Genomic DNA, 21,763 nt, shown 5'->3' on the forward strand with positions numbered 1-21,763 from the left:
CTACGGGGCCTCCGACCAGCGCAGGACACCGCCCTCAGTCGTGGCCCGCATGCCGAGCACCGGACGGTCCCGCTCCAGCGCGTCGGCCACGTCGTAGAGCATCGCGCCGTACGACGACCAGAGGTCCTCGCCGACCGCCGGCAGCACCACGGCACCGGTGTCCGCGTCGACCTCGGCCTCTGCGCCGGCGGGGATCAGCCGACCGGCCCGGCCGCCTTCCGCTGCGCAGTCCCGGCGCCACAGGTCGCGGATCTCGCGCACCCCGTGCAGGTCGTCCCCGGCGACCGTGAAGCGGGCCCCGAGCGGGCCTGACGTGCCGTTGTGGCGCAGGAGTGAGGCGCGCAGCTCGTCGGGGAACTCCAGGCCCATCTGAGCCTCGGCGACCGCGACGGTGCGGGCCCTCCCGGGCGCGCCCAGCGTGGCGTACGTCCTGGGCGCGTGCTCCCTCAGCCATCGCTCGATGCGCCGCCACTGCCGGTTCACCGCCGCCCGCACGCGCGGGCTGATCGGCCGCACCGTCACCTGGCCACGCAACATGCACGCGGCCGGGATGTCCGGGGTCTGCGTCGAGACCGGGACCGTGGAGGCCGGCGTGGGCACGGCCGGCGTCGACGTCGGGGTCGGGGCCGGGGGCCCGCTTTCCACTGCCGCGGCGATGGAGGCCTGCTCGGCCTGGTACGCGCGCCACCGCGACGCGGCCGCCTCCTGCGCCTCCGTGGGAATCATGGCGGCCGCCAGCGTCAGCGCCACGATCCCCGCGATGGCGGCCCACGCCAGGCCCATCCGCGTGCCCCTGGCCGGCCTCGGCGGCGGAGGCGGTGGTGGGGGCTGCCTGTCGGGCATCTGGGCGCGGCGGCGCAGCCGTACCGCTATCGCGGTCAGGATGACCGCCGTCAGCGCCAGCCGTACGAGCTTCAGCACGTCGCGCACCCTATCCCGAAACCGATCACCACATGGGCCGGCGTTAAGGTCGGAGTCATGGAATTCCGACACCTCGGTCGCAGCGGTCTCAAAGTAAGCGAGATCAGTTACGGAAACTGGCTGACCCACGGCTCCCAGGTCGAGGAGGACGCCGCCCAGCAGTGCGTGCGGGCGGCGCTCGACGAGGGCATCACCACGTTCGACACCGCGGACGTCTACGCGGCGACGAAGGCCGAGGAGGTGCTCGGCCGCGCGCTCAAGGGCGTGCGCAGAGAGTCGCTGGAGATCTTCACCAAGGTCTACTGGCCGACCGGCCCCGGCCAGAACGACCGCGGCCTGTCACGCAAGCACATCACCGAGTCCATCAACGGCTCGCTGCGCCGCCTCCAGACCGACTACGTCGACCTGTACCAGGCGCACCGTTTCGACTACGAGACGCCGCTCGAGGAGACGCTCAAGACGTTCGACGACCTCGTGCGCCAGGGCAAGGTCCTCTACGTCGGCGTCAGCGAGTGGAACGCCGACCAGATCGCCCAGGCCCTGAAGATCGCCGACGAGATGGGCTTCGACCGGATCGTCTCGAACCAGCCCCAGTACTCGATGCTCTGGCGGATCATCGAGGGCGAGATCGTGCCGCTGAGCGAGAAGGAGGGCGTGGGCCAGATCGTCTGGTCGCCGATCGCCCAGGGCGTTCTCACGGGCAAGTACCTGCCCGGTCAGCAGCCGCCGGAGGGCTCTCGGGCGACCGACGGCAGCGGCAGCGCCATGATCGCCCGCTTCATGAACGACGACGTGCTGACCCGCGTCCAGGAGCTCAAGCCGATCGCCGCCGACCTCGGGCTGAGCATGGCGCAGCTGGCCGTCGCCTGGGTGCTGCAGAACCCGAACGTCTCCAGCGCCATCGTCGGCGCCAGCCGCCCGGAGCAGGTGCGCGACAACGTCAAGGCCTCGGGCGTCAAGCTGGACGCCGACGTGCTGAAGCGGATCGACGACGTGCTCGGCCCGGTCGTGGAGCGCGACCCGGCCAAGACGCAGAGCCCGCCCACCCGCCCGTAACGCGTCCCCAGACAAAACCCCTTGAGCCACAATGGCGCTCAAGGGGTTTTTCCATTACCCGAGATCACTCGGGACGCAATGACAATCCCGTGTACTCCACGCGGTCCTCATCGAGCAGCGCCACCTGCTCGACTCCCGATTCGACCAGGTCACGCCAGTTCTCGCCGAGCCACGACTCCGCGTCCGCCTGGCTCGGGAAAACTTCTCGCGGCAAAGGGCGATCCGTCACCTCACCACCATTTGCATTTTCATAACGCCATCGCCATGTCATGCCATACGCTCCTTTTCCGCGGTTCGCCTGTGCACCCTCCGCAGGCACTGGAACCTTACTCCCGAGTTCGGAGGTCAATCGATGCTGCGCGCGTATCGTGTTGCGGCCTGAGCCGCCCTCGGAGCGGCCGCATTGATCTCCTTCCCCCACTCGGCGACCGCCGATCCAGGGGCCGCGCACGCGTGAGGCGTGTGGCAGAGCGACGGCACGGCCCGGCCGGCCGCGACGGCCCGCGTACTCCCCGCCGGACGGCTCCGTCATCGGGTGGCGCTTCTCCGCGGCTCCGGACGGGACGGCGGGTGAGCCGCCGGGCGGGGACCTGCCGTCGTTCCAGGCGGTGTGCGGCAAGGACACGGCCGCGTCCGGGCACAAGCGCCCCCGCCGCCGGCCGCTGACCCGGAACGTTCCCTCACCCCTGACGCGGGCGGGACGTGCCGGAGTTTGTACGCTCGGCGCGGTGAAGCTGCTTCTCTCCGGTACGGCGGGCGCGACAGGGTGGCCGGAGCCCGGGTGCCGGTGCGCCTCGTGCGCCGGGCTGCCGTCCGGCCACCGGCGCCCCTTCGAGGTCGTCGTCGACGGCGTGCTCCGGTTCCCTTTCCAGGACCTGCCGCCCGGATACCGGGCCGAGGCCGGCGGGCTGGGCCTGCTCTGCTCTGACGGCTCCCGGCTGCTCTGTCTCCCGGCGGGTGCGGCGGTGCCCGCGCACGGATCCGCCCGGTACGACGTGGTGCTCATCGACCTGCTCGACCGCCCCGAACGGCTCGGGGAGCTGCGGCGGGCAGGGCTGGCGGACGACCGGACCCTGGTGGTCGCCGTAGGGCTGGATCACCGCGTCCGCTCGGAGGAGGAGTTGGCCAGGCGGCTGCGGCTGTGGGGCGCGCTCGCCGTTCCCGACGGGACGGAGCTGGAGGCCGGGCCCGGCCGGACGCCGCCCGCTCTCCCGGCACGACAGGCGCCCCGGCGGGCGCTGGTGCTGGGCGGGTCGCGGTCGGGGAAGTCGGCCGAGGCGGAGCTGCGGCTGGCGGCCGAGCCGTACGTCACCTATGTGGCGACCGGGCCGGACGGCGCGGGGGACGGCGAGTGGGCGGCGCGGGTGCGGGCGCACCGGGAGCGGCGCCCCGCGCACTGGGCCACCGCAGAGACCACCGACCTCGCCGCGGCCATCGGGGACGCGTCCACGCCGCTGCTGATCGACGGGCTCGGGACGTGGCTGGCGGCGGTGTTCGACGAGCACAGCGCCTGGGAAGGGGCCTGGGAGGGCGATCGCGCCGCGGTCGCCGAGCGCTGTGACGCGCTCGTGGCGGCGTGGCGGCAGGCGCCGACGCGGATCGTCGCGGTCTCCGACGAGGTGGGGATGGGCGTGGTGCCCGCCACGCCCAGCGGGCGGGCGTTCAGGGACGCGCTCGGGCGCCTCAACGAACGCCTCGCCGCCGAATCGGAGTACGTGGCGCTGGTGGTCGCGGGACGCCTGCTCGATCTGTGAGGGGGGTCAGGGGCGGACAGCTCTGGCGTACCAGCGGCCGTCGAGGCGGTCCACCTGCAGCGGGCGGCCGAAGCAGTCGGAGAGGTTGGCCGGGGTGAGCACGTCGTCCACCGGGCCCGCGGCCAGCACCCTGGCGTCGCGCATGAGCATGGCGTGCGTGGTCGTCGCGGGCACCTCCTCCAGGTGGTGGGTGACCGTCACGGTGGTGAGGACGGGCCGGGTCGCGGCCAGGTCCTCGACGGCGGTGATGAGGTCTTCCCTGGACGGCAGGTCGAGCCCCGCGAACGGCTCGTCCAGCAGCAGCACCGCCGGGTCCCCCATGAGCGATCTGGCCACCCTGATCCTGGCCCGCTCGCCCTGCGAGCAGACCCGGAAGGGCCGGTCCGCCAGGTCCTTGCAGCCCAGGTCGGCCAGGAGCCGGTGGGCCCGCTCCCGCTCGCCGTCGCCGTACTTGTCCCAGAGCGGAACGCTCGTCCCCGTGTGCCCGGTGAGCACCACGGTGTGCGCGGTCGCCCCCTCCTGCTCCATCAGCTCCTCGTCGATCAGCCGCTGGCTGGCCGCGACCAGGCCGATGTGGCGGCGCAGCTCCCGCATGTCCACCCGGCCGAGCCTGTGGCCGAGCACCTTGACCGTGCCCTCGCTGGGATGCCGTACGGCGCCCGCGAGCGAGAGCAGCGTCGTCTTGCCCGCGCCGTTGGGGCCGAGGATCACCCAGTGGTCGCCGTAGTCGACCTGCCAGTCGACGCCGACCAGCAGCGACTTGCCGACAACCCGGACACCTACGTCTTCGAGTTCAACCACGTGCATCCCGCCACACTAGTGGGCCTACGATCGTCGGCTATGCGCCTTGGGGAAGGGCTGAAGCTCGCGGTCGGCACGCTCAGCGTGTTCCCCGTACGGGTCGAGCGGGTGGATCGGGAGGTCGCGGGGCACGCGATGGCGCTGGCTCCGGCCGTCGGGCTCGCGCTCGGTCTGGTCGCCGGGCTGCCGCTGCTCCTGCCCGGTCCGCCGCTGCTGGGGGCGGCGCTGGCGGTCGGGCTGCTGGCCGTGCTGACCCGGGGGCTGCACCTGGACGGGCTCGCCGACCTGGCGGACGGCCTGGGCAGCGGCAAGCCCGCCGCCGAGGCGCTCGACATCATGAAAAAGTCGGACATCGGGCCGTTCGGCGTGATGACGCTGGTGCTGACGCTGCTCATCCAGGTCGTCGCGGCGGCCGAGGCCGGGTTCGCGGCGTTCGTGACGGCCTGCGTGGCGGGGCGGCTGGCGCTGACGTGGGCCTGCCGGGCAGGTGTCCCAGCGGCCCGGAGCGACGGGCTCGGCGCGATGGTCGCGGGCACCGTACGCCGCCCCGCCGCCTGGCTCGTCACCCTGGCCACGCTGCTCGCCACCACCCTGGCCGCGCTGCTCGCCACCATGATGATCGGCCTGCTCACCACCCCGGGGACGATCGGCGTGGACACCGGCGTCATCGCCCCCGGGACGGCCGTGGCGGCGCCGGTCTCGCTGCTCGCCGGTCTCGGCGCCGCCCTGCTCCTGCTCGGCCACGCCACGCGCCGCCTCGGCGGGATCACCGGGGACGTGCTCGGCGCGCTCGCGGAGACCGCCGTGGCCGCCACGCTGGTGGTGAGCGCGCTGCTCCGCTACGTCAGCTGACCGGCTCGGCGGGCGCGACCGGCCCGACGGGCTCCGGGCGTACCGGATAGAAGCGCAGCAGGGCCGCGCCGAGCAGCGCGAGCAGCACCCAGCCGACCACGCCGGTGATCCCGGCCAGCAGCTCGTTCGGCGGCGCGGCGGCGTCGCCCAGCAGCAGCGCGACCGCGGCGATGGCGTTCACCGAGGCGTGCGCCACGACCCCGGGCCACACACTCCCCGTACGGAGCCGCAGCCACCCCATCACGACCCCCAGCAGCACGCAGAAGCCGATGAAGACCAGGGCCGCCCAGGAGCCCAGCCTCGGGTAGTTGTAGCCGAGCAAGGTCAGCGGGGCGTGCCACAGCCCCCAGACGAAGCCCGACAGCAACAGCCCGGCGAGCATGCCGTTGGTGGACACGAGCCTCGGCACCAGCCAGCCGCGCCAGCCCCACTCCTCCCCCAGCGCCGGGATGGCGTTCAGGACGGGCCCGGCCACGACGGCGATCACGATCTGCGTGATGGCCACCGTGCTCAGATCGGCGGGCGCCTCCACGCCGCGCGCCCGCCAGGCGGCCCGCAGCAGGCTGAGATGATCGACGTCCAGCGAGACCAGCCCGACGGCGGCGCTGATCCCGAGAGCCAGGAACGTCAGCAGCGGCACCCCCAGCCAGGCCGTCAGCATCAGCACGGCGGTGCGCCCCTTGCGCTTACCGAACGTGAGGCCGGTCTGCCTGGCCCACTGGCGGAACGGCGTGCGCGAGACGGCCCACACCCCGAGCACGCCCACGCTCGGGGTGAACATCATCAGCCCGCCGAGCACCGTCATCAGCGGCGAGCCCAGCCCGCCGCCGAACCACAGGGGCAGCACCACCGCCCACGACAGCCCGAAGGTCAGGACGGTGAAGATGAGCAGGGGTCTTCTCATGACTGGACTCGCTCCGCGATGAGGGCGTTGATGAGGGATGCGCCGCGTTCGGCGTCGTCGACGCTGATCGCCAGCCGGCCGCCGGAGCGGTAGCCGACGACCAGGCATTCGCCGCCGCGCAGCATGATGGTGGCGCTACCGGGCAGCCCGCGGAAGCCCCAGCCTCCGACCTGGCTCGGGCGCAGGGTCTCCGACCAGGCCGACTGGATCCGTGACAGGGGGATCCTCCACACCGGCCAGCCCAGCGGGCCGAACCGGACGGCGATCCGGTCGTCACCGACCTGTACGGACAGGGACGTGGTCAGCGCCCCCACCGCCGCCACGAGGACGAGCCCGGGCACCGCCGAGGCCGCCTGCACGCCCGGCACCGGGCCCGCGAGCCAGAGCAGGCTGAGCACACCGGCGGCGGCCAGAGCGGCGATGGTGAGCAGGTTCAGCCACCGGTTGGCGACGTGGCCGACCCACACCGTCCGCTGCCCGGCCCTGAGCCGGAGGAGGGGCGGGACCTGCCCCGCGGGGCCCGGTTCGTCAGGCTCGCCCCGGCCCAGGTAGCCCGTGAGCGCGGCGGCGCCGATCAAGGCGGCGGTGACCGTGAACACCTGCCAGACCGGCAGCCTGGCCTCCGCCCAGCCGGGGACGTCGAGGTTGGCGAGCACCGTCGTGACGTTCATGCCGAGCGCGAACACGCCCATCCCGAACAGCGTCCCCCACCACGTCATCCGGCCGAGCCTCCGGGTCCGCGCCCGCTCGCACACGGCCAGCGTGACCAGCCAGGGCACCACCCAGAACAGCACCTCCATCGCGACGTACGCGGGGAAGGACGTCGAGCGGTCGGCCCTGCCGCCCATGCCCCAGTGCGTGGCCAGCGGGTCGGGCAGCCGGGACCGCAGTGACAGCGGCAGCGCGACCTGCGCGGCGGTGACGGCGAGCCCCCAGGCGACTGCGGTGACTCGGGGATTCATGGCAGCTCCTCCAGGATGGTGATGAGGTCCTCGCGGCCGTAGCCGTACTTCCTGGCCTCCTCCAGCAGCTCTCGGGCCCGCTGCGCGAGCAGGGCGCGGCCGTCCGCCCGCCCCGCCACGCTGACTCCCCGGCCCCGCCGGAACTCCAGCAGCCCCTCGTCCCGCAGGTCGCGCAGCGCGCGCAGCACCGTGTTGGGGTTGATGCCGAGGGCCTGGGCCAGATCGCGGGCCGGGGGCAGGCGGTCGCCGGGGCGGTACGAGCCCTCGCCGATGGCCCGGCGGATCGCGCCCGCCACCTGCTCGTGCAGGGGCCGCGCGTCGTTCAGATCCAGCGTCAGCAACATGGTGCTAATGACATTAGCACCATCACACATGAACCGCTATTGGTAGGATGAACCCCTGTTTGTGAGTACGTAGAAGACCTGGATAGCATCGGTTTACGTGACCACTGTGCGGCTGAACTCAGCAGATCCAGTCTCGGTTGACACCGACGCGTTGATCGTCGGCTTCACGTCAGGCCAGGAGGGCCCACGGGCCACCACGGGCGCCGACTCCCTTGACGCCGCCTTCGGCGGCAAGCTCGCCGACACCCTCAAGGCCGTCGCCTTCTCCGGCAAGGCAGGTGAGCTGGCCAAGCTGCCCACGTTCGGTGCCATAGCCGCTCCGCTGCTGGTCGCGGTGGGTCTGGGCGACTCCGCCGACACCGAGGGCCTGCGCCGCGCCGCCGGCGCCGCCGTACGCTCCCTCGCCGGCACCGCCAGGGCCGCGCTCGCCCTGCCCGCCGCCACCCCCGAGGAGGCCGAGGCCGTCGCGCTCGGCGGGCTGCTCGGCGCGTACGCCTTCTCCCGTTACCGCACGAACGGCGCGCAGCAGGCGCCGGTCGCCGAGCTCGTCGTGGTCTCAGGCCAGTCCGACGCCGTCGCCGAGCGCGCCGGCATCCTGGCCGACTCGGTCGCCCTGGTCCGCGACCTGGTCAACACGCCTCCCTCCGACCTGTGGCCGGCCAAGTTCGCCGAGATCGCCGAGCAGGAGGGCAACAAGGTCGGCCTGACCGTCGAGGTGCTCGACGACAAGCAGCTCAAGGACGGCGGCTACGGCGGCCTCATCGGCGTCGGCCAGGGCTCGGCCAACCTGCCGCGCCTGGTCCGCCTCTCCTACACCCACCCGGAGGCCGGCAAGCGGCTGGCGTTCGTGGGCAAGGGCATCACGTTCGACTCAGGCGGCCTGTCGCTCAAGCCGGCGGCGGCGATGGACTGGATGAAGTCCGACATGGGCGGCGCGGGCGCGGTGCTCGGCGCCATGATCGGCATCGCCCGGCTCGGCCTGCCGGTGAACGCCGTCGGCTACCTCTGCCTGGCGGAGAACCTGCCGAGCGGCACCGCGCAGCGCCCCTCCGACGTCATCCACAGCTACAGCGGCAAGACCGTCGAGGTGCTCGACACCGACGCCGAGGGCCGCCTGGTGCTCATGGACGGCATCGCCAGGGCCGCCGAGGACCAGCCCGACCTGATCGTCGACGTGGCCACCCTCACCGGCGCCCAGATCGTCGCGCTGGGCTGGCGCACCGCCGGCGTCATGGCCAACGACGACGCCGTCAGGGAGCTGGTCGTCGAGGCCGCCCAGGCCGCGGGCGAGGGCGCGTGGGGCATGCCGCTCCCCGAGGAGCTGCGAAGGGGCCTCGACTCACCCGTCGCCGACATCGCCAACCTCCAGCCGGAGCGCTGGGGCAGCATGCTGGCGGCCGGGATCTTCCTGAAGGAGTTCGTGCCCGAGGGCGTGCGCTGGGCCCACATCGACATGGCCGGCCCCGCGTACAACAAGGGCGAGCCGTACGGTTACATCCCCAAGGGCGGCACGGGCGCCATCACCCGCACTCTGATCGGACTCGCAGAGCGGCACGCGAGCATCTGAAACAAATGAAAAGATGACGGCATCACGAACACCCCGACAAGGAGCCTTCCTGTGGCCTATGACATCGTCGTCCTAGGTGGCGGTAGCGGCGGTTACGCCTGCGCGCTTCGGGCGGCTGAGCTGGGCAAGTCGGTCGCGCTGATCGAAAAGGACAAGATCGGCGGCACCTGCCTCCACAGGGGATGCATCCCCACGAAGGCCCTGCTCCACTCCGCCGAGGTCGCCGACGAGACCCGCGAGAGCGAGTCGTACGGCGTCAAGGCGCGCTTCGACGGCATCGACGTGCAGGGCGTGCACGCGTTCAAGGACAAGATCGTGACGCGGGCCTGGAAGGGCGTGCAGGGCCTGCTGAAGGCCGCGGGCGTGACGATCGTCGAGGGCGAGGGCCGCATGGTCGGCCCCAACCGCGTCCAGGTGGGCTCCGAGGTCTACGAGGGCCGCAACCTCGTCCTCGCCACCGGCTCGGCGCCCAGGACGCTGCCGGGCCTGGAGATCGACGGCGAGCGCGTCATCACCAGCGAGCACACCCTCAAGATGGACCGCGTGCCCACGTCCGTCATCGTCCTGGGCGGCGGCGTGATCGGCGTCGAGCTCGCCAGCGTCTACCGCTCGTTCGGCGCCGAGGTGACGATCGTCGAGGCGCTGCCGCACCTGCTGCCGACCGAGGAGGAGTCCAGCTCCAAGCTGCTGGAGCGGGCCTTCCGCCGCCGCGGGATCAAGTACGAGCTGGGCGTCTTCTTCGACGGCGCCAAGACCACCGAGACGGGCGTGGTCGTCACGCTGGCCAACGGCAAGACCCTCGACGCCGAGCTGCTGCTCGTCGCGGTCGGGCGGGGTGCCGTCTCGGCGGGCATGGGCTTCGAGGAGCAGGGCGTCACCATCGAGCGCGGCGCGGTCGTGGTCGACGAGCACTGCCGGACCTCCGTGCCCGGCGTCTACGCCATCGGCGACCTGATCCCGACCCTGCAGCTCGCGCACGCCGGGTTCGCCGAGGGCATCATGGTGGCCGAGCACATCGCCGGCCTCAACCCGCCGCCCATCGACTACGCGGGCGTGCCCCGCATCACCTACTCCGACCCCGAGGTCGCCTCCGTCGGGATCACCTCGGCGCAGGCGGCCGAGCGCGGCATCGAGATCGTCGAGCAGGTCTACGACCTCGCGGGAAACCCCAAGAGCCAGATCCTCGGCACCTCGGGTGCCGTCAAGGTCATCGCCCAGAAGGACGGCCCGGTCGTCGGTGTCCACATGGTGGGCCGGCGCATCGGCGAGCTCGTCACGGAGGGGCAGCTGATCTACAACTGGGAGGCCCTGCCCGCAGAGGTCGCCCAGCTCATCCACGCACACCCGACCCAGTCCGAGGCCATGGGTGAGGCGATGCTGGCCCTGGCCGGCAAGCCGCTGCACGTACACAACTAGTCCAAGCCCTCGAGATCAGAACGCGAGAGAAGATAACGATGCCGGTCTCCGTACAGATGCCCCAGCTCGGCGAGAGCGTGACCGAGGGCACCGTAACCCGTTGGCTGAAGAAGGAGGGCGAGCGCGTCGAAGCCGACGAGCCGCTCCTCGAAGTCTCGACCGACAAGGTCGACACCGAGATCCCGTCTCCGTCCGCGGGTGTGCTCACCAAGATCGTCGTGGCCGAGGACGAGACGGTGGAGGTCGGGGCCGAGCTCGCCGTCATCGACGAGAACGCCGAGGCCGGCGCCGCCCCGGCCCCGGAGGCGGCGCCCGCGCCGGCTCCGCAGCCCGAGCCCGAGCCTGAGCCCGCCCCGGCTCCCCCGGTTTCCTCGATCCCGCAGCCCGCCCCGGCTCCGGCCCCTGCCCCTGCTCCGGCCCCCGCTCCGGCCCCGGCGCCCGCTCCCGCGCAGGCTGCCGCGCCCGCCCCGCAGGCCGCTCCCACGGCCGCGGAGCCCGCGCCGCTGCCGTCGGGTGAGAGCCCGTACGTGACGCCGCTGGTGCGCAAGCTGGCCAACGAGCACGGTGTCGACCTCGACGCGATCACCGGCACCGGCGTCGGCGGCCGCATCCGCAAGCAGGACGTGCTGGAGGCGGCCAAGGCGCAGCGCGACAAGGCCGCCGCGGCCCAGGCCGCGCCGGCTCCCGCCGCCGCGCAGCCCGCTCCCGCCGCCGCTCCGGCCGCGCAGGCTCCGGTCGCCGCGGGGCCCGAGCCCGTGGAGGTCGACACGACGCTGCGTGGCCGCACGGAGAAGATGACGCGGCTGCGGCAGACGATGTCCAAGAAGCTCGTCGAGTCGCTGCAGACCGCGGCCCAGCTCACCACGGTGGTCGAGGTCGACGTCACCAAGATCGCGCGCCTGCGCGACCAGGCCAAGGCCGACTTCCTGCGCCGCGAGGGCGTCAAGCTGTCCTTCATGCCGTTCTTCGAGCTGGCCGCCATCGAGGCGCTCAAGCAGCACCCGAAGCTCAACGCGACGATCAACAACGAGACCATGGAGGTCACGTACTTCGACGTCGAGCACCTGGGCATCGCGGTCGACACCGAGCGCGGCCTGATCGCGGCGGTCATCAAGAACGCCGGCGACCTCAACCTCGCCGGGCTGGCCCGCAAGACGGCCGACCTGGCCGAGCGCACCCGCGCCAACAAGGTGACCCCGGACGAGATCACGGGCGGCACGTTCACGCTGACCAACACGGGCAGCCGTGGCGCCCTGTTCGACACCCCGATCCTCAACCAGCCGCAGGTCGGCATGCTGGGGACCGGCGCCGTCGTGAAGCGGCCCGTGGTGATCGACACGCCTGAGGGCGAGGTCATCGCGGTGCGGTCGATGGTGTACCTGGCGCTGACGTACGACCACCGTCTGGTGGACGGCGCGGACGCGGCCCGCTTCCTGACGACGGTCAAGCGCCGTCTGGAGGAGGGGCGCTTCGAGGCCCAGCTCGGCCTCGCGTAGCCTCGCGACTCGCCCGGCCGGGCGGCTCCCTCCGGGGGGCCGCCCGGCCTTTCGCTTCTCTGGGATGTCGCGCCGCTTTGCCGGGGTGTCGAAAGCGGGCCGCGCCGCCCGGTGTGCTGCCGACGTGCGCCCATTGCCCTGTCACCGGGGCACGGCGGCCCGAAGGGAGAGCGCCGTGGCCGGTCGCGCGAGACGTGCGCCCTACAGGCCGGCATGCTGGGCGGCCCTGAAGAGCGCAATGTCGCCAGCGGCCGCGCGCCGGGGGCGCGGGGCGCCGAGGATGTGGAGCGGTGGCGCGCTGGGCGACCTCCCGAGAGCGCGACGTGGCCGCCCGACACACGTCGTGCACCGTGGCGCTGTGGCCGTGGCGCTGTGGCCGTGGCGCCGTGACCGTGGCGCCGTGACCGTGGCGCCGTGACCGTGGCGCCGTGACCGTGGCGCCTGAATGGTGGCCGGGGCGCGCGACACCGGCGGGCGGGTCCGGGGGGACGGGGTGCGGTGGGCGTACTGTGGGAGTCATGGCGATCATCGTGACGGGCGCGTCCGGGCTGCTCGGGTCGGCGCTGGTGCGGGCGCTGCGGGACGAGGGGCGGGAGGTCGTCAGGCTGGTACGGCGGGAGCCGCGCGCGGCCGACGAGGCGTTCTGGCAGCCGGACCGGCAGGAGATCGACCGGGCCGCGCTCGAAGGGGCGGAGGCCGTGGTGCACCTGGCCGGGGCGTCGATCGGGGGCAGGCGGTGGAGCGAGGCGTACAAGCGGGAGCTCGTCGACAGCCGGGTCCAGAGCACCAGGCTCCTCGTCGACGCGATCTCCGGTCTGTCCGGCAGGCCGGAGGTGCTCCTGTCCGCCTCGGGGGTCGACTTCTACGGCGACACCGGCGACCGGGTGATCGACGAGAGCCAGGGCAAGGGCACCGGCTTCCTGTCGGACCTGTGCGAGCAGTGGGAGAGCGAGGCCCGGCGGGCGGGTGCGGCCGGGGTCAGGACGGTGCAGATGCGGTCCGGGCTGGCGCTGGGCCGGGAGGGCGGGATGCTCCAGCAGGTGCTGCCGATCTTCAGGATCGGGCTGGGGGCGCCGCTCGGGTCGGGGAAGCAGTACTGGTCGTGGATCACCGTGCGGGACTGGGTCGGAGCGGCGGTGCATGTGCTGAAAAATCGTGACATTACCGGGCCGGTCAATTTCACGTCCCCGTCGCCCGTGACCAACGCCGAGTTCACCCGCACGCTCGGAAAAGCGCTGCGCAAGGGCACGATGCCGATCCCGGTCCCGGCGTTCGCGCTGTCGGCGGGGCTCGGCGAGTTCGCGCGCGAGGCGCTGCTTCCGGGCCACCGCGTCCAGCCGAAGAAGCTGCTCGACACCGGCTACGGGTTCGCCCATACCCGCCTCGACGAGGCCTTGAGCGCCGTACTCTAGGGAACCGTGCGTCCTTCAACAGGTGGGAGAATCTTGACATGAGCCGGTCAGGGCAGTCACACATCCTCGCCATCGGGGGCGGATCCTTCCGCCCGAGCAGGCGCTACAGCTTCATCGAGGCCAGCCCGCTGCTGCGCTACGGCCTCGACCTCACAGGGCAGGACCGCCCGAAGCTCGGGCTGGTCGCCACCGCGGTCGGCGACTCCGACGACTGGCTGCTCAAGATGTACGGCGCCTTCGCCGGGTGGGACGTCGAGCTGAGCCACCTGACGGTGTTCCCCATGCCCAATGTCGAGGATCCGCGGGCCTGGATCCTCGAGCAGGACATGATCTACGTGAGCGGCGGCAGCGTGGCCAACCTCATGGCGTTGTGGCGGCTGCACGGCTACGACGAGGCCTTCGAGGAGGCGTGGCGGTCCGGGGTGGTGCTGTCGGGGCAGAGCGCGGGCGCGCTCTGCTGGCACGTGGGCGGCAACACCGACTCCTTCGGGCCCGACCTGCGCGTGTGGGCCGAGGGCCTCGGCTTCCTGCCCTACTCGTGCGGCGTCCACTACGACTCCGACCCGCAGCGCCGCCGGCTGCTTCAGGATTCGGTGGCGAGCGGCGAGCTGCCCAGCGGATACGCCGCCGACGAGGGCGTGGGGCTGCACTACGTGGGCACGGAGTTCATCCAGGCGGTGACCGTCGAGCCGGGCGGCTACGCGTACCGGGTCGAGAGCGACGGGGCGGCCGGCGTCAAGGAGTTCAGGATCGAGCCACGACTCTTGACCCCCTGATTACCCTTCGCGGGTGAGGGAACGGCACAATAGGCTCATGCGCCCCATCCACGGGGACGATCCCCACGCACTCGCCATCGTCCGCCTCGGCGTCGACGTCCCCTACGAGCAGGCCTGGTCGTTGCAGCGCTGGGTGCACGGCAAGCGGGTCGCCGGAGAGCTGACCGACACCGTGCTGATCCTTGAGCACGCCCCCGTCTACACCGCGGGCAAGCGCACCGCCCCGCACGAGCGCCCGGCCGACGGCACGCCGGTCGTCGACGTCGACCGGGGCGGCCGCCTCACCTGGCACGGTCCCGGGCAGCTCGTGGCGTACCCGATCGTCGCCGTCACCGACGTGGTCACGTACGCCTGCCGCCTCGAAGAGGCCATGATCCAGATCTGCGCCGACTTCGGCGTCACGGCGAGACGCGTGAGGGGGCGCGGCGGCGTCTGGGCGATCGGCGACGCCAGCCTGGGCCTGCCCGACCGCCAGCTCGGCGCGGTGGGCCTGCGCGTCGCGCGGGGCGTCACCATGCACGGCTTCGCCCTCAACTGCGCCAACGACCCCCGCTGGTTCAGCCGCATCACGCCGTGCGGCATCCCCGACGTGGGTGTCTCCTCGCTGTCGGCGGAGACGGGCCGCCGCATCGTGGTCGAGGAGGTCATGCCGATCGCGGAGAAGCGGCTGGCGGAGGCGCTCGGCATGGAGTCGTACGAACTCCACGAGGAGGACCTTCTCCGCCGGTGATCGACGGCCTACGATCGGCCGTGTGAAGCGTCTCCTCGCCCTCTTACTCGCCCTTATGGTGCATCTGCTGACGCTCGGCTTCGTCGCGCTCGGCGCGTGGATCATCCTCGCCCACGTGGACGACCTGGTCGCGTGGCTGCTCGGCGTCACCAGCCTGGCCATCGCGTGGGCGCTGCGGCCGCGCCTGGGCGGCCTGCCCGCCGACGCCGAGGTGCTCGACCGGTCGTCGGCGCCGGAGCTGTACGGCGTCGCGGAGCGCGTGGCCGACCGCGTCGGCGTACGTCGGCCGGCGAAGGTCGCGGTCAGGGACCTGGCGGCCGAGACCCGCTATGGGCGCGTGGGCCCGCTGCGCACCCCGGTTCTGACCATCGGGCTGCCGCTCTGGCTCGCCCTGCCGCCCAGGCAGCGGGTGGCCCTGCTGGCCACGGCGTACGCGCGGGTCCCGACCGGCGACGAGCTGATCGTGGACGGTGCCCTGGACACGCTGGAGGCGTGGCGGGACGCCCTGGTGGGGGCCGAGGCCCTGCAGGTCAGGCAGGAGGCGCAGACCAAGATCGCGGGCTCCTCGCTGGGCACGCTGGACCATCCGGGCACCACGTACGAGGCGATGGGGGCCCTCGGCCGGCTCATCGGGCGGGTGCTCGGCGGCCCCGTGCTGCTGGTGCGGTACGCGCTGACGCGGCTGGCCCGCGCCGGCGAGGCCCGTACCGTGGCCCGGCAACGGGCGCTGGCCCGGCGGGCGGCGTCCGAAGGGGAGCTCGCCGCGCTGGACGCGCTGGCCGGCGGCGGCTATCTCGCGCCGATGCAGGCCGCGGCGCTGCGCGGCGAAAGCGCGGCGGCGATCAGGCAGGGCGCGCTGGCCCGCTCCAGGCTCACCGCCGACGGGGTGCTCACCTCTCCCCCGCACTCCGAGCTGCTCGGCACGCACGACTCCGAACGCGTCGACGAGGAGCTGCTCGGCCACTACACGCGGGCCATCCGCGGATTCGGTCTCATCTCCTGACCCACGACCAGGCCGCTTTCGTGGGAGACGTAAGCTGAGTGGGTGACCGTTGCTCCTGAAGGCCGAAAGCTCCTCCGCCTGGAGGTGCGTAACGCCGAAACCCCTATCGAGCGCAAGCCCCCGTGGATCAAGACCAAGCTGAAGACGGGCCCCGAATACACCGAGCTGAAATCGCTCGTGCGCCGGGAGGGCCTGCACACGGTCTGTGAAGAGGCGGGCTGTCCCAATATCTACGAGTGCTGGGAAGACCGCGAGGCGACCTTCCTCATCGGCGGCGACCAGTGCACGCGCCGCTGCGACTTCTGCCAGATCGACACGGGCAAGCCGAAGGAGTACGACCGCGACGAGCCGCGCCGGGTGGCCGAGTCCGTCCAGCAGATGGGCCTGAAGTACGCGACCGTGACCGGCGTGGCCCGCGACGACCTGCCCGACGGCGGCGCCTGGCTCTACGCCGAGACGGCCCGCCAGATCCACGGCCTGCTGCCCGGGTGCGGCGTCGAGCTGCTGGTGCCTGACTTCAACGGCAACCGCGACCAGCTGGAAGAGGTCTTCTCCAGCCGGCCCGAGGTGTTCGCCCACAACGTCGAGACGGTGCCGCGGATCTTCAAGCGGATCCGTCCCGCGTTCCGTTACGACCGGTCGCTCGCCGTGATCACGATGGCCCGCGAGGCCGGGCTGGTCACCAAGTCCAACCTGATCCTGGGCATGGGCGAGACGCGCGAGGAGGTCGTCTCGGCCATGCGCGACCTGCACGCCGCGGGCACCGACCTGCTGACCATCACGCAATACCTGCGGCCCACGCCCCGCCACCACCCGGTGGACCGCTGGGTGAAGCCTGAGGAGTTCGTGGAGCTACAGGCGGAGGCGGAGGCCATCGGGTTCGCCGGTGTGCTCTCCGGGCCGCTGGTGCGCTCGTCGTACCGGGCCGGCCGCCTCTACAAGCAGGCCATCGAGGCCCGCCAGACGGCCTGACCACCTACCCGCCGGCCCCGGGACCGCCACGCGCGCTCCCGGGGCTGCTTCGTCTCCGGGGGCCTCCGGCGACGGCCCGCGCGCGTGCTGGGGGATCATTAGCATGGCAGGGCAGCCGACGGAGGAGCGACGGGATGGCCGTTCTGATCCGCACGCGTGACCTGCCCGCCGGGCAGCGCCACGACGCCTGGCGGAGCGTCGTGTGCGACACGCTCGGCCCGCTCGACCTCAGGATCGACCCCGATGCTCCGCTGCGAGGGGAGATCGAGGCCGGACAGCTCGGCCCTGTGGGCGTCGGGCGGGTGCGCACCTCCACGCCCCACAGCGTGCACAGGACTTCCGGCCTGATCCGCCGTGACAGCCCCGAGCTCTACCGCGTCGTGCTGGCTCTGGAGGGCAGCCCGCGGGTGGCTCAGGACGGGCGGTACGCCCAGCTCAGCAGGGGCGAGTTCGCGATCTACGACTTCACCAGGCCCTACGAGCTGGCCTACGACTCGGCGGTGCAGCTCGCGGTGTTCAGCCTCCCGCGCGACCTGCTCTCCCTGCCGGGCGGCGCCTTGGACACGCTCACCGCGGTCCCCGTCACGGCCGAGTCGGGCACCGCCGCGCTGGCCGTGCCGCTGCTGCGCCGGGTGGCCATGGACATCGAGACGTACCGCCCGGAGAGCGCCGCCCGGCTGTCCACGGTGGTGACGGATCTGATCAGCACCGCCGTCGCCGAACGCGTCGAGCAGAGGCGGTCGTTACCGCAGGACTCCCGGCAGCGCATGCTGCTGCTGAAGATCCACGCCTTCGTCGAGCAGCGGCTGGGCCAGGCCGACCTCGACCCGGCCACCGTCGCGACCGCGCACCACGTCTCGGTGCGCTACCTGCACCGGCTCTTCGAGTCGGAGCACACCACGGTGGCCGCCTGGATCAGGCAGCGGCGGCTGGAACGCTGCCGCGCGGAGCTGGCAGAGGGCGGCCCCCGATCCGTGAGCGAGATCGGGGCCCGGTGGGGGCTGCCGGACTCGGCCCACTTCAGCAGGCTGTTCAAGCGCGCGTACGGGATGCCGCCCGCCGAGTACCGCCGCGCCAACGCGGTGCGCTGAACGTCAATCCATCTGGCACCCGGATCCAAGACCGGCGGCCCCTTCCACGAGCAGACTGATGGCACGCAGAAGGAAGGGGTAAGGAAATGCAGCTGTTCGTCAACCTGCCGGTCAAGGATCTCGAGCGGTCGAAGGCGTTCTTCACCGAGCTCGGCTTCACCATTTTCGGCATGGCCGAGGGGATGGCGTCGGTGGTCATCAGTCAGGAGACGCAGGTCATGCTGCTGACCGAGCCGACGTTCGGCTCGTACGTCACCAAGGAGATCGCCGACGCGGGCAAGAGCACGGAGGCGATCCTGGTGCTGGGCATGGAGAACCCCGCCCAGGTGGATGAGCTGGTGGACAAGGCGCTGGCGGCCGGCGCCTCCCCGGCGGGGGTCCAGCAGGAGGACGGCATCAGGTACCAGCGCGGCTTCGCCGACCTCGACGGGCACCACTGGGAGGCGCTGTGCCTGGTGCAGCCGGCCGGATGAGCGGCAAGGCGACCTCGGCGGACGGCACGGTCATCGCCTTCGACCGGTACGGCTCCGGACCGGCGGTCGTCCTGGTCCATGGCGCGTTCACGGCCAGGGGGCACGCCACGCCGGTCGGCGTGGCGGCCGGTCTGGCGCCGTGGTTCACGGTGTTCGACTACGACCGCAGGTGGCGCGGCGACAGCGGGGACACCCCGACGTACGCCGTCGAGCGGGAGATCGAGGACCTGGCGGCCGTCCTCGAGGCGGCGGGCGGGTCGGCCATGGTGTTCGGCGGCTCGTCGGGGGCCGCGCTGGCGCTGGAGGCCGCGGTGCGGAATCCGGCGATCTCCAAGCTGGCCCTGTGGGAGCCGCCGTACCACGTGGACGACAGCGCGCCCCCGCTGCCGGACGACTTCGCGACGCGGCTCGACGCCCTGGTGAGAGCGGGCAGGCTCGGGGAGGCGGTGGAGCGGTTCATGGTGGAGGCGGCCGAGGCGCCCCCGGAGGCGGTGGCCGCCATGCGCGCGCACCCGTCCTGGGCGGAGCTCGAGGCGCTGGCCCACACCCTCGCCTACGAGGCCGCTGTGATGGGGCCGGGCAACGCGCTGCCCGCCGGGCGGCTGGCCGCCCTCACGCAGCCGACGCTCGTGCTCAACGGCGAGGACAGCCCCGGCTGGATGTCGAACGCGGGGCTGGCGGTCGCGGCGGCGGTGCCGGGCGCGGTGCGGCGGGTGCTGGAGGACCAGGCCCACAACGTGGCGCCCGAGGCGCTGGTCCCCGAGCTCCTGGAGTTCTTCGTCGCCGCCTGAGTCCGTGCCGGCACAGCGGCGGGCTTCCGGACGTTCGGTGACCTGGTGAAGACTGTGGTGGTGGACTTCGAAGCGCTCATCGCCCGGCTCGACCTCAGCACCAAGATCCGCCTGCTCACCGGGGCCGACATGTGGTCGCTCCCGCCGCTGCCCGAGATCGGCCTTGACCGGCTCGTCATGAGTGACGGCCCGATCGGCGTACGCGGGGAGCAGTGGAGCTCCGCCGACCCCTCGATCGCGCTGCCCAGCCCGACCGCGCTGGCCGCCACCTGGGACGTGGACCTGGTGCGGCGGGCGGGCGCGCTGCTGGCGCAGGAGGCCAGGCGCAAGGGCGTGCACGTGCTCCTGGCCCCCACGATCAACCTGCACCGCTCGCCGCTCGGAGGCCGCCATTTCGAGTGCTTCTCCGAGGACCCTTACCTGACCGGGGAGATCGGCGCGGCCTACGTCGAGGGCGTCCAGGAGGGCGGCGTCGCCACCACGCCCAAGCACTTCGTGGCCAACGACTTCGAGACCGAACGCTTCACCGCGGACGTCCGGGTGAGCGAGAAGGCCCTGCGGGAGGCGTACCTGCGGCCGTTCGAGCGGGTGGTGGAGGCCGGGGCGTGGGGCCTCATGACGGCCTACAACTCGGTGAACGGCACCACCATGACGGAGCACTCCGAGCTGGTGAACGGGGTGCTGAAGGGCGAGTGGGAGTTCGACGGGTTCGTGGTGTCGGACTGGACGGCGCTGCGCACGACCGAGGCCGCCGCCATGGGTGGCACCGACGTGGCGATGCCCGGCCCGTCCGGGCCCTGGGGCGAGAAGCTGGAGGCGGCCGTGCGGGAGGGGCGCGTGCCGGAGTCGGTCGTGGACGACCGCGTGCGCCGCATCCTGCGCCTGGCCTGGCGCGTCGGCGCGCTGCGCGGCCCCGGACCGCAGGCCGCGCCGCCTCCCGCCGGGGAGCCCGTCGACGGGGTGGCGCTGGCCCGCGAGGTGGCCACGCGCGGCTTCACGCTGCTGACCAACGACGGCATCCTGCCGTTCCGGCAGGTCAGGACCGTCGCGCTGATCGGAGCCGCGGCCGCCGAGTCCCGCGTCATGGGTGGGGGCAGCGCGCAGGTCTTCCCCGACAGGATCGTCTCGCCGCTCCAGGGCCTCGGGGAGCGGGCCGAGGTCCGGTACGCGCTCGGCACCGACCCCCGGCTCCGCCTGTCCCCGCTGCCCGGCCCGGCCACGGCCGCCTTCCTCGACGCGGAGGGCGCGGTGCTGTCCGAGCAGCCGCTGGCCGCGGCCGAGGCCCGGTGGATCGGCCAGCTGCCGCCCGGCGTGGACGGCGACCGGCTGGCGGCGGTCCGGCTGCGCACCACGTACGCGCCGGACATCTCGGGCGGGCACCAGCTCTCCGTCGCCGGGGTCGGGGCCTTCACCGTCGTCGTGAACGGCGAGACCGTCCTCGACGAGATCCTCGAGGCGGAGGGCGACGACCCGGCCGCGGCGTTCCTGTCGCCGCCGGAGCGGCGGGTGGGCGTGGACATGACCGCCGGGGAGCCGTACGAGGTGGTCGTGACGCACCCGGCGGGGGCGTTCGGCGGGATGGCGTTCGTGTCGTTCACGGTCGGCCACGCGAATCCGAGCCCCGGCGAGGAGGAGCTGCTGGCGGAGGCCGCGCGGGTGGCGGCCGAGTGCGACGTGGCGGTGGTCGTGGCCGCCACCACGCCGGAGGTGGAGAGCGAGGGCTTCGACCGCACTGACCTCAGGCTGCCCGGACGGCAGGACGAGCTGATCCGCGCCGTCGCCGCGGCCAACCCGCGCACCGTCGTGGTCGTCAACGCCGGCTCGCCGGTCGAGATGCCGTGGACGGAGGAGGTGGCGGCGGTGCTGCTCACCTGGTTCCCCGGGCAGGAGGCGGGGGCGGCGCTGGCGGACGTGCTGTTCGGGGCGGCGGAGCCGGGCGGGCGGCTGCCCACGACGTGGCCGAAGCGGCTGGAGGACGTTCCCGTGGTCGACGTGACGCCGGTGGACGGCGTGCTGGCCTACGACGAGGGCGTCTCGATCGGGTACCGGGCGTGGGAGCGGTCGGGGCGCGCGCCCGCGTTCTGGTTCGGGCACGGCCTGGGCTACACGACCTGGTCGTACGACTCGATCGCGGCCGAGGGGACGACCGTCACGGTGGCCGTCACCAACACCGGCGACCGCCCTGGCCGCGAGGTCGTGCAGGTGTACGTCGCCGGGGCGCTGGCCGGCTTCGACGTGGTCGAGGCCGCGCCGGGGGAGACCGTGCTCACCACGATCTTCCTGCCGGAGCGGGCCTTCCAGGTCTGGGAGGGCGGCTGGCGGACGGTCGAGGGCGAGCACGCGGTCGCGGCGGGCCCCCATGTGGGCGCTCTGCGGCTGTCGGCTACCGTGAAGGTATAAGCCGCGCGAGAAATGGCCGGGTCGCGTTTTCCGTACTGCACC

Annotated in this window: 21 protein-coding genes; 15 read left to right on the forward strand and 6 right to left on the reverse strand. The window is 72.7% G+C overall.

The genetic code is table 11. The annotated features are described in order from the left end of the window. Positions 1-921 carry a hypothetical protein gene (locus AB0H84_RS06580; RefSeq protein ID WP_357599080.1) on the reverse strand — a complete coding sequence of 307 codons (921 nt, stop codon included), beginning with the start codon at positions 919-921 and terminating at the stop codon, positions 1-3. Between the two features lie 57 nt (positions 922-978). Here AB0H84_RS06580 and AB0H84_RS06585 point away from each other — a divergent pair, with 57 nt between their 5' ends. Continuing rightward, the gene (locus tag AB0H84_RS06585) at positions 979-1,977 is read left to right on the forward strand and encodes an aldo/keto reductase family protein (protein WP_357599083.1); all 999 of its coding nucleotides are present in this window, start codon (positions 979-981) and stop codon (positions 1,975-1,977) included. Between the two features lie 64 nt (positions 1,978-2,041). Here the strand turns inward: AB0H84_RS06585 and AB0H84_RS06590 are convergent, their stop codons facing one another. Beyond that, on the reverse strand, positions 2,042-2,248 hold the full coding sequence (locus tag AB0H84_RS06590) for a hypothetical protein (protein ID WP_357599086.1): 207 nt from the start codon (positions 2,246-2,248) through the stop codon (positions 2,042-2,044). A gap of 457 nt (positions 2,249-2,705) precedes the next feature. On the opposite strand from AB0H84_RS06590, the gene AB0H84_RS06595 reads away from it, so the two are divergent. Beyond that, positions 2,706-3,731: a bifunctional adenosylcobinamide kinase/adenosylcobinamide-phosphate guanylyltransferase gene (locus AB0H84_RS06595; protein ID WP_357599089.1), complete on the forward strand. Its 1,026-nt coding sequence runs from the start codon at positions 2,706-2,708 to the stop codon at positions 3,729-3,731. A gap of 6 nt (positions 3,732-3,737) precedes the next feature. Here the strand turns inward: AB0H84_RS06595 and AB0H84_RS06600 are convergent, their stop codons facing one another. Further along, positions 3,738-4,538, reverse strand: coding sequence for an ATP-binding cassette domain-containing protein (locus AB0H84_RS06600; protein ID WP_357599092.1), 801 nt, complete (start codon positions 4,536-4,538; stop codon positions 3,738-3,740). Positions 4,539-4,571: 33 nt separating this feature from the next. Between AB0H84_RS06600 and AB0H84_RS06605 the strand changes: the two genes are divergently transcribed. Further along, positions 4,572-5,384, forward strand: coding sequence for an adenosylcobinamide-GDP ribazoletransferase (locus AB0H84_RS06605; protein ID WP_357599094.1), 813 nt, complete (start codon positions 4,572-4,574; stop codon positions 5,382-5,384). Here AB0H84_RS06605 and AB0H84_RS06610 read toward each other — a convergent pair. Genes AB0H84_RS06610 through AB0H84_RS06620 form a run of 3 tightly spaced genes read right to left on the reverse strand, consistent with a single transcriptional unit; the run spans position 5,377 to position 7,594 of the window. Further along, a complete protein-coding gene (locus AB0H84_RS06610) occupies positions 5,377-6,288 on the reverse strand; it encodes a CPBP family intramembrane glutamic endopeptidase (RefSeq protein WP_357599097.1) in 912 nt (303 codons plus the stop codon). The two genes, AB0H84_RS06605 and AB0H84_RS06610, sit on opposite strands and share 8 nt — an antisense overlap. Then, complete coding sequence (locus AB0H84_RS06615; RefSeq protein ID WP_357599100.1) at positions 6,285-7,250, reverse strand: hypothetical protein; 966 nt, start codon at positions 7,248-7,250, stop codon at positions 6,285-6,287. The genes AB0H84_RS06610 and AB0H84_RS06615 overlap by 4 nt, the downstream gene beginning before the upstream one ends. After that, on the reverse strand, positions 7,247-7,594 hold the full coding sequence (locus AB0H84_RS06620; protein WP_357599103.1) for a GntR family transcriptional regulator: 348 nt from the start codon (positions 7,592-7,594) through the stop codon (positions 7,247-7,249). The genes AB0H84_RS06615 and AB0H84_RS06620 overlap by 4 nt, the downstream gene beginning before the upstream one ends. A 97-nt stretch (positions 7,595-7,691) precedes the next feature. Here AB0H84_RS06620 and AB0H84_RS06625 point away from each other — a divergent pair, with 97 nt between their 5' ends. The 12 genes from AB0H84_RS06625 (at position 7,692) to AB0H84_RS06680 (ending at position 21,721) form a co-directional block, all read left to right on the forward strand. After that, a complete protein-coding gene (locus AB0H84_RS06625; protein WP_357599105.1) occupies positions 7,692-9,161 on the forward strand; it encodes a leucyl aminopeptidase in 1,470 nt (489 codons plus the stop codon). A gap of 51 nt (positions 9,162-9,212) precedes the next feature. Beyond that, positions 9,213-10,577 carry a dihydrolipoyl dehydrogenase gene (gene lpdA, locus AB0H84_RS06630; protein ID WP_357599108.1) on the forward strand — a complete coding sequence of 455 codons (1,365 nt, stop codon included), beginning with the start codon at positions 9,213-9,215 and terminating at the stop codon, positions 10,575-10,577. Between the two features lie 38 nt (positions 10,578-10,615). Then, positions 10,616-12,073 carry a 2-oxoglutarate dehydrogenase, E2 component, dihydrolipoamide succinyltransferase gene (gene sucB / locus AB0H84_RS06635; RefSeq protein WP_357599111.1) on the forward strand — a complete coding sequence of 486 codons (1,458 nt, stop codon included), beginning with the start codon at positions 10,616-10,618 and terminating at the stop codon, positions 12,071-12,073. A gap of 518 nt (positions 12,074-12,591) precedes the next feature. Further along, the gene (locus AB0H84_RS06640) at positions 12,592-13,485 is read left to right on the forward strand and encodes a TIGR01777 family oxidoreductase (protein WP_357599114.1); all 894 of its coding nucleotides are present in this window, start codon (positions 12,592-12,594) and stop codon (positions 13,483-13,485) included. Positions 13,486-13,523: 38 nt separating this feature from the next. Further along, the gene (locus AB0H84_RS06645) at positions 13,524-14,261 is read left to right on the forward strand and encodes a peptidase E (RefSeq protein WP_357599117.1); all 738 of its coding nucleotides are present in this window, start codon (positions 13,524-13,526) and stop codon (positions 14,259-14,261) included. 37 nt (positions 14,262-14,298) lie between these two features. Beyond that, entirely contained in the window at positions 14,299-14,991 is a 693-nt protein-coding gene (gene lipB, locus AB0H84_RS06650; protein ID WP_357599120.1) for a lipoyl(octanoyl) transferase LipB, read from the forward strand. Between the two features lie 22 nt (positions 14,992-15,013). Next, positions 15,014-15,994, forward strand: coding sequence for a M48 family metallopeptidase (locus tag AB0H84_RS06655; protein ID WP_357599122.1), 981 nt, complete (start codon positions 15,014-15,016; stop codon positions 15,992-15,994). 42 nt (positions 15,995-16,036) lie between these two features. Next, entirely contained in the window at positions 16,037-16,966 is a 930-nt protein-coding gene (lipA, locus tag AB0H84_RS06660) for a lipoyl synthase (RefSeq protein WP_357599125.1), read from the forward strand. A gap of 134 nt (positions 16,967-17,100) precedes the next feature. Beyond that, positions 17,101-18,057, forward strand: a complete 957-nt coding sequence (locus AB0H84_RS06665; RefSeq protein ID WP_357599127.1) for a helix-turn-helix domain-containing protein — start codon at positions 17,101-17,103, stop codon at positions 18,055-18,057. 86 nt (positions 18,058-18,143) lie between these two features. After that, entirely contained in the window at positions 18,144-18,530 is a 387-nt protein-coding gene (locus AB0H84_RS06670; RefSeq protein WP_357599129.1) for a VOC family protein, read from the forward strand. Continuing rightward, the gene (locus tag AB0H84_RS06675) at positions 18,506-19,321 is read left to right on the forward strand and encodes an alpha/beta hydrolase (RefSeq protein WP_357599132.1); all 816 of its coding nucleotides are present in this window, start codon (positions 18,506-18,508) and stop codon (positions 19,319-19,321) included. The genes AB0H84_RS06670 and AB0H84_RS06675 overlap by 25 nt, the downstream gene beginning before the upstream one ends. A 45-nt stretch (positions 19,322-19,366) precedes the next feature. Next, on the forward strand, positions 19,367-21,721 hold the full coding sequence (locus AB0H84_RS06680) for a glycoside hydrolase family 3 C-terminal domain-containing protein (RefSeq protein ID WP_357599135.1): 2,355 nt from the start codon (positions 19,367-19,369) through the stop codon (positions 21,719-21,721). Positions 21,722-21,763 lie beyond the last annotated feature (42 nt).

Source organism: Nonomuraea sp. NPDC050786, from assembly GCF_040654115.1.
Lineage (GTDB): Bacteria > Actinomycetota > Actinomycetes > Streptosporangiales > Streptosporangiaceae > Nonomuraea.

Bases quoted from the DNA above. Each gene is read 5' to 3' on its own strand.
- AB0H84_RS06585 (WP_357599083.1), top strand. From the start codon at position 979: ATGGAATTCCGACACCTCGGTCGCAGCGGTCTCAAAGTAAGCGAGATC.
- AB0H84_RS06590 (WP_357599086.1), bottom strand. From the start codon at position 2,248: ATGACATGGCGATGGCGTTATGAAAATGCAAATGGTGGTGAGGTGACG.
- AB0H84_RS06600 (WP_357599092.1), bottom strand. From the start codon at position 4,538: ATGCACGTGGTTGAACTCGAAGACGTAGGTGTCCGGGTTGTCGGCAAG.
- AB0H84_RS06605 (WP_357599094.1), top strand. From the start codon at position 4,572: ATGCGCCTTGGGGAAGGGCTGAAGCTCGCGGTCGGCACGCTCAGCGTG.
- AB0H84_RS06610 (WP_357599097.1), bottom strand. From the start codon at position 6,288: ATGAGAAGACCCCTGCTCATCTTCACCGTCCTGACCTTCGGGCTGTCG.
- AB0H84_RS06615 (WP_357599100.1), bottom strand. From the start codon at position 7,250: ATGAATCCCCGAGTCACCGCAGTCGCCTGGGGGCTCGCCGTCACCGCC.
- AB0H84_RS06620 (WP_357599103.1), bottom strand. From the start codon at position 7,594: ATGTTGCTGACGCTGGATCTGAACGACGCGCGGCCCCTGCACGAGCAG.
- sucB (WP_357599111.1), top strand. From the start codon at position 10,616: ATGCCGGTCTCCGTACAGATGCCCCAGCTCGGCGAGAGCGTGACCGAG.
- AB0H84_RS06640 (WP_357599114.1), top strand. From the start codon at position 12,592: ATGGCGATCATCGTGACGGGCGCGTCCGGGCTGCTCGGGTCGGCGCTG.
- AB0H84_RS06645 (WP_357599117.1), top strand. From the start codon at position 13,524: ATGAGCCGGTCAGGGCAGTCACACATCCTCGCCATCGGGGGCGGATCC.
- lipB (WP_357599120.1), top strand. From the start codon at position 14,299: ATGCGCCCCATCCACGGGGACGATCCCCACGCACTCGCCATCGTCCGC.
- AB0H84_RS06665 (WP_357599127.1), top strand. From the start codon at position 17,101: ATGGCCGTTCTGATCCGCACGCGTGACCTGCCCGCCGGGCAGCGCCAC.
- AB0H84_RS06670 (WP_357599129.1), top strand. From the start codon at position 18,144: ATGCAGCTGTTCGTCAACCTGCCGGTCAAGGATCTCGAGCGGTCGAAG.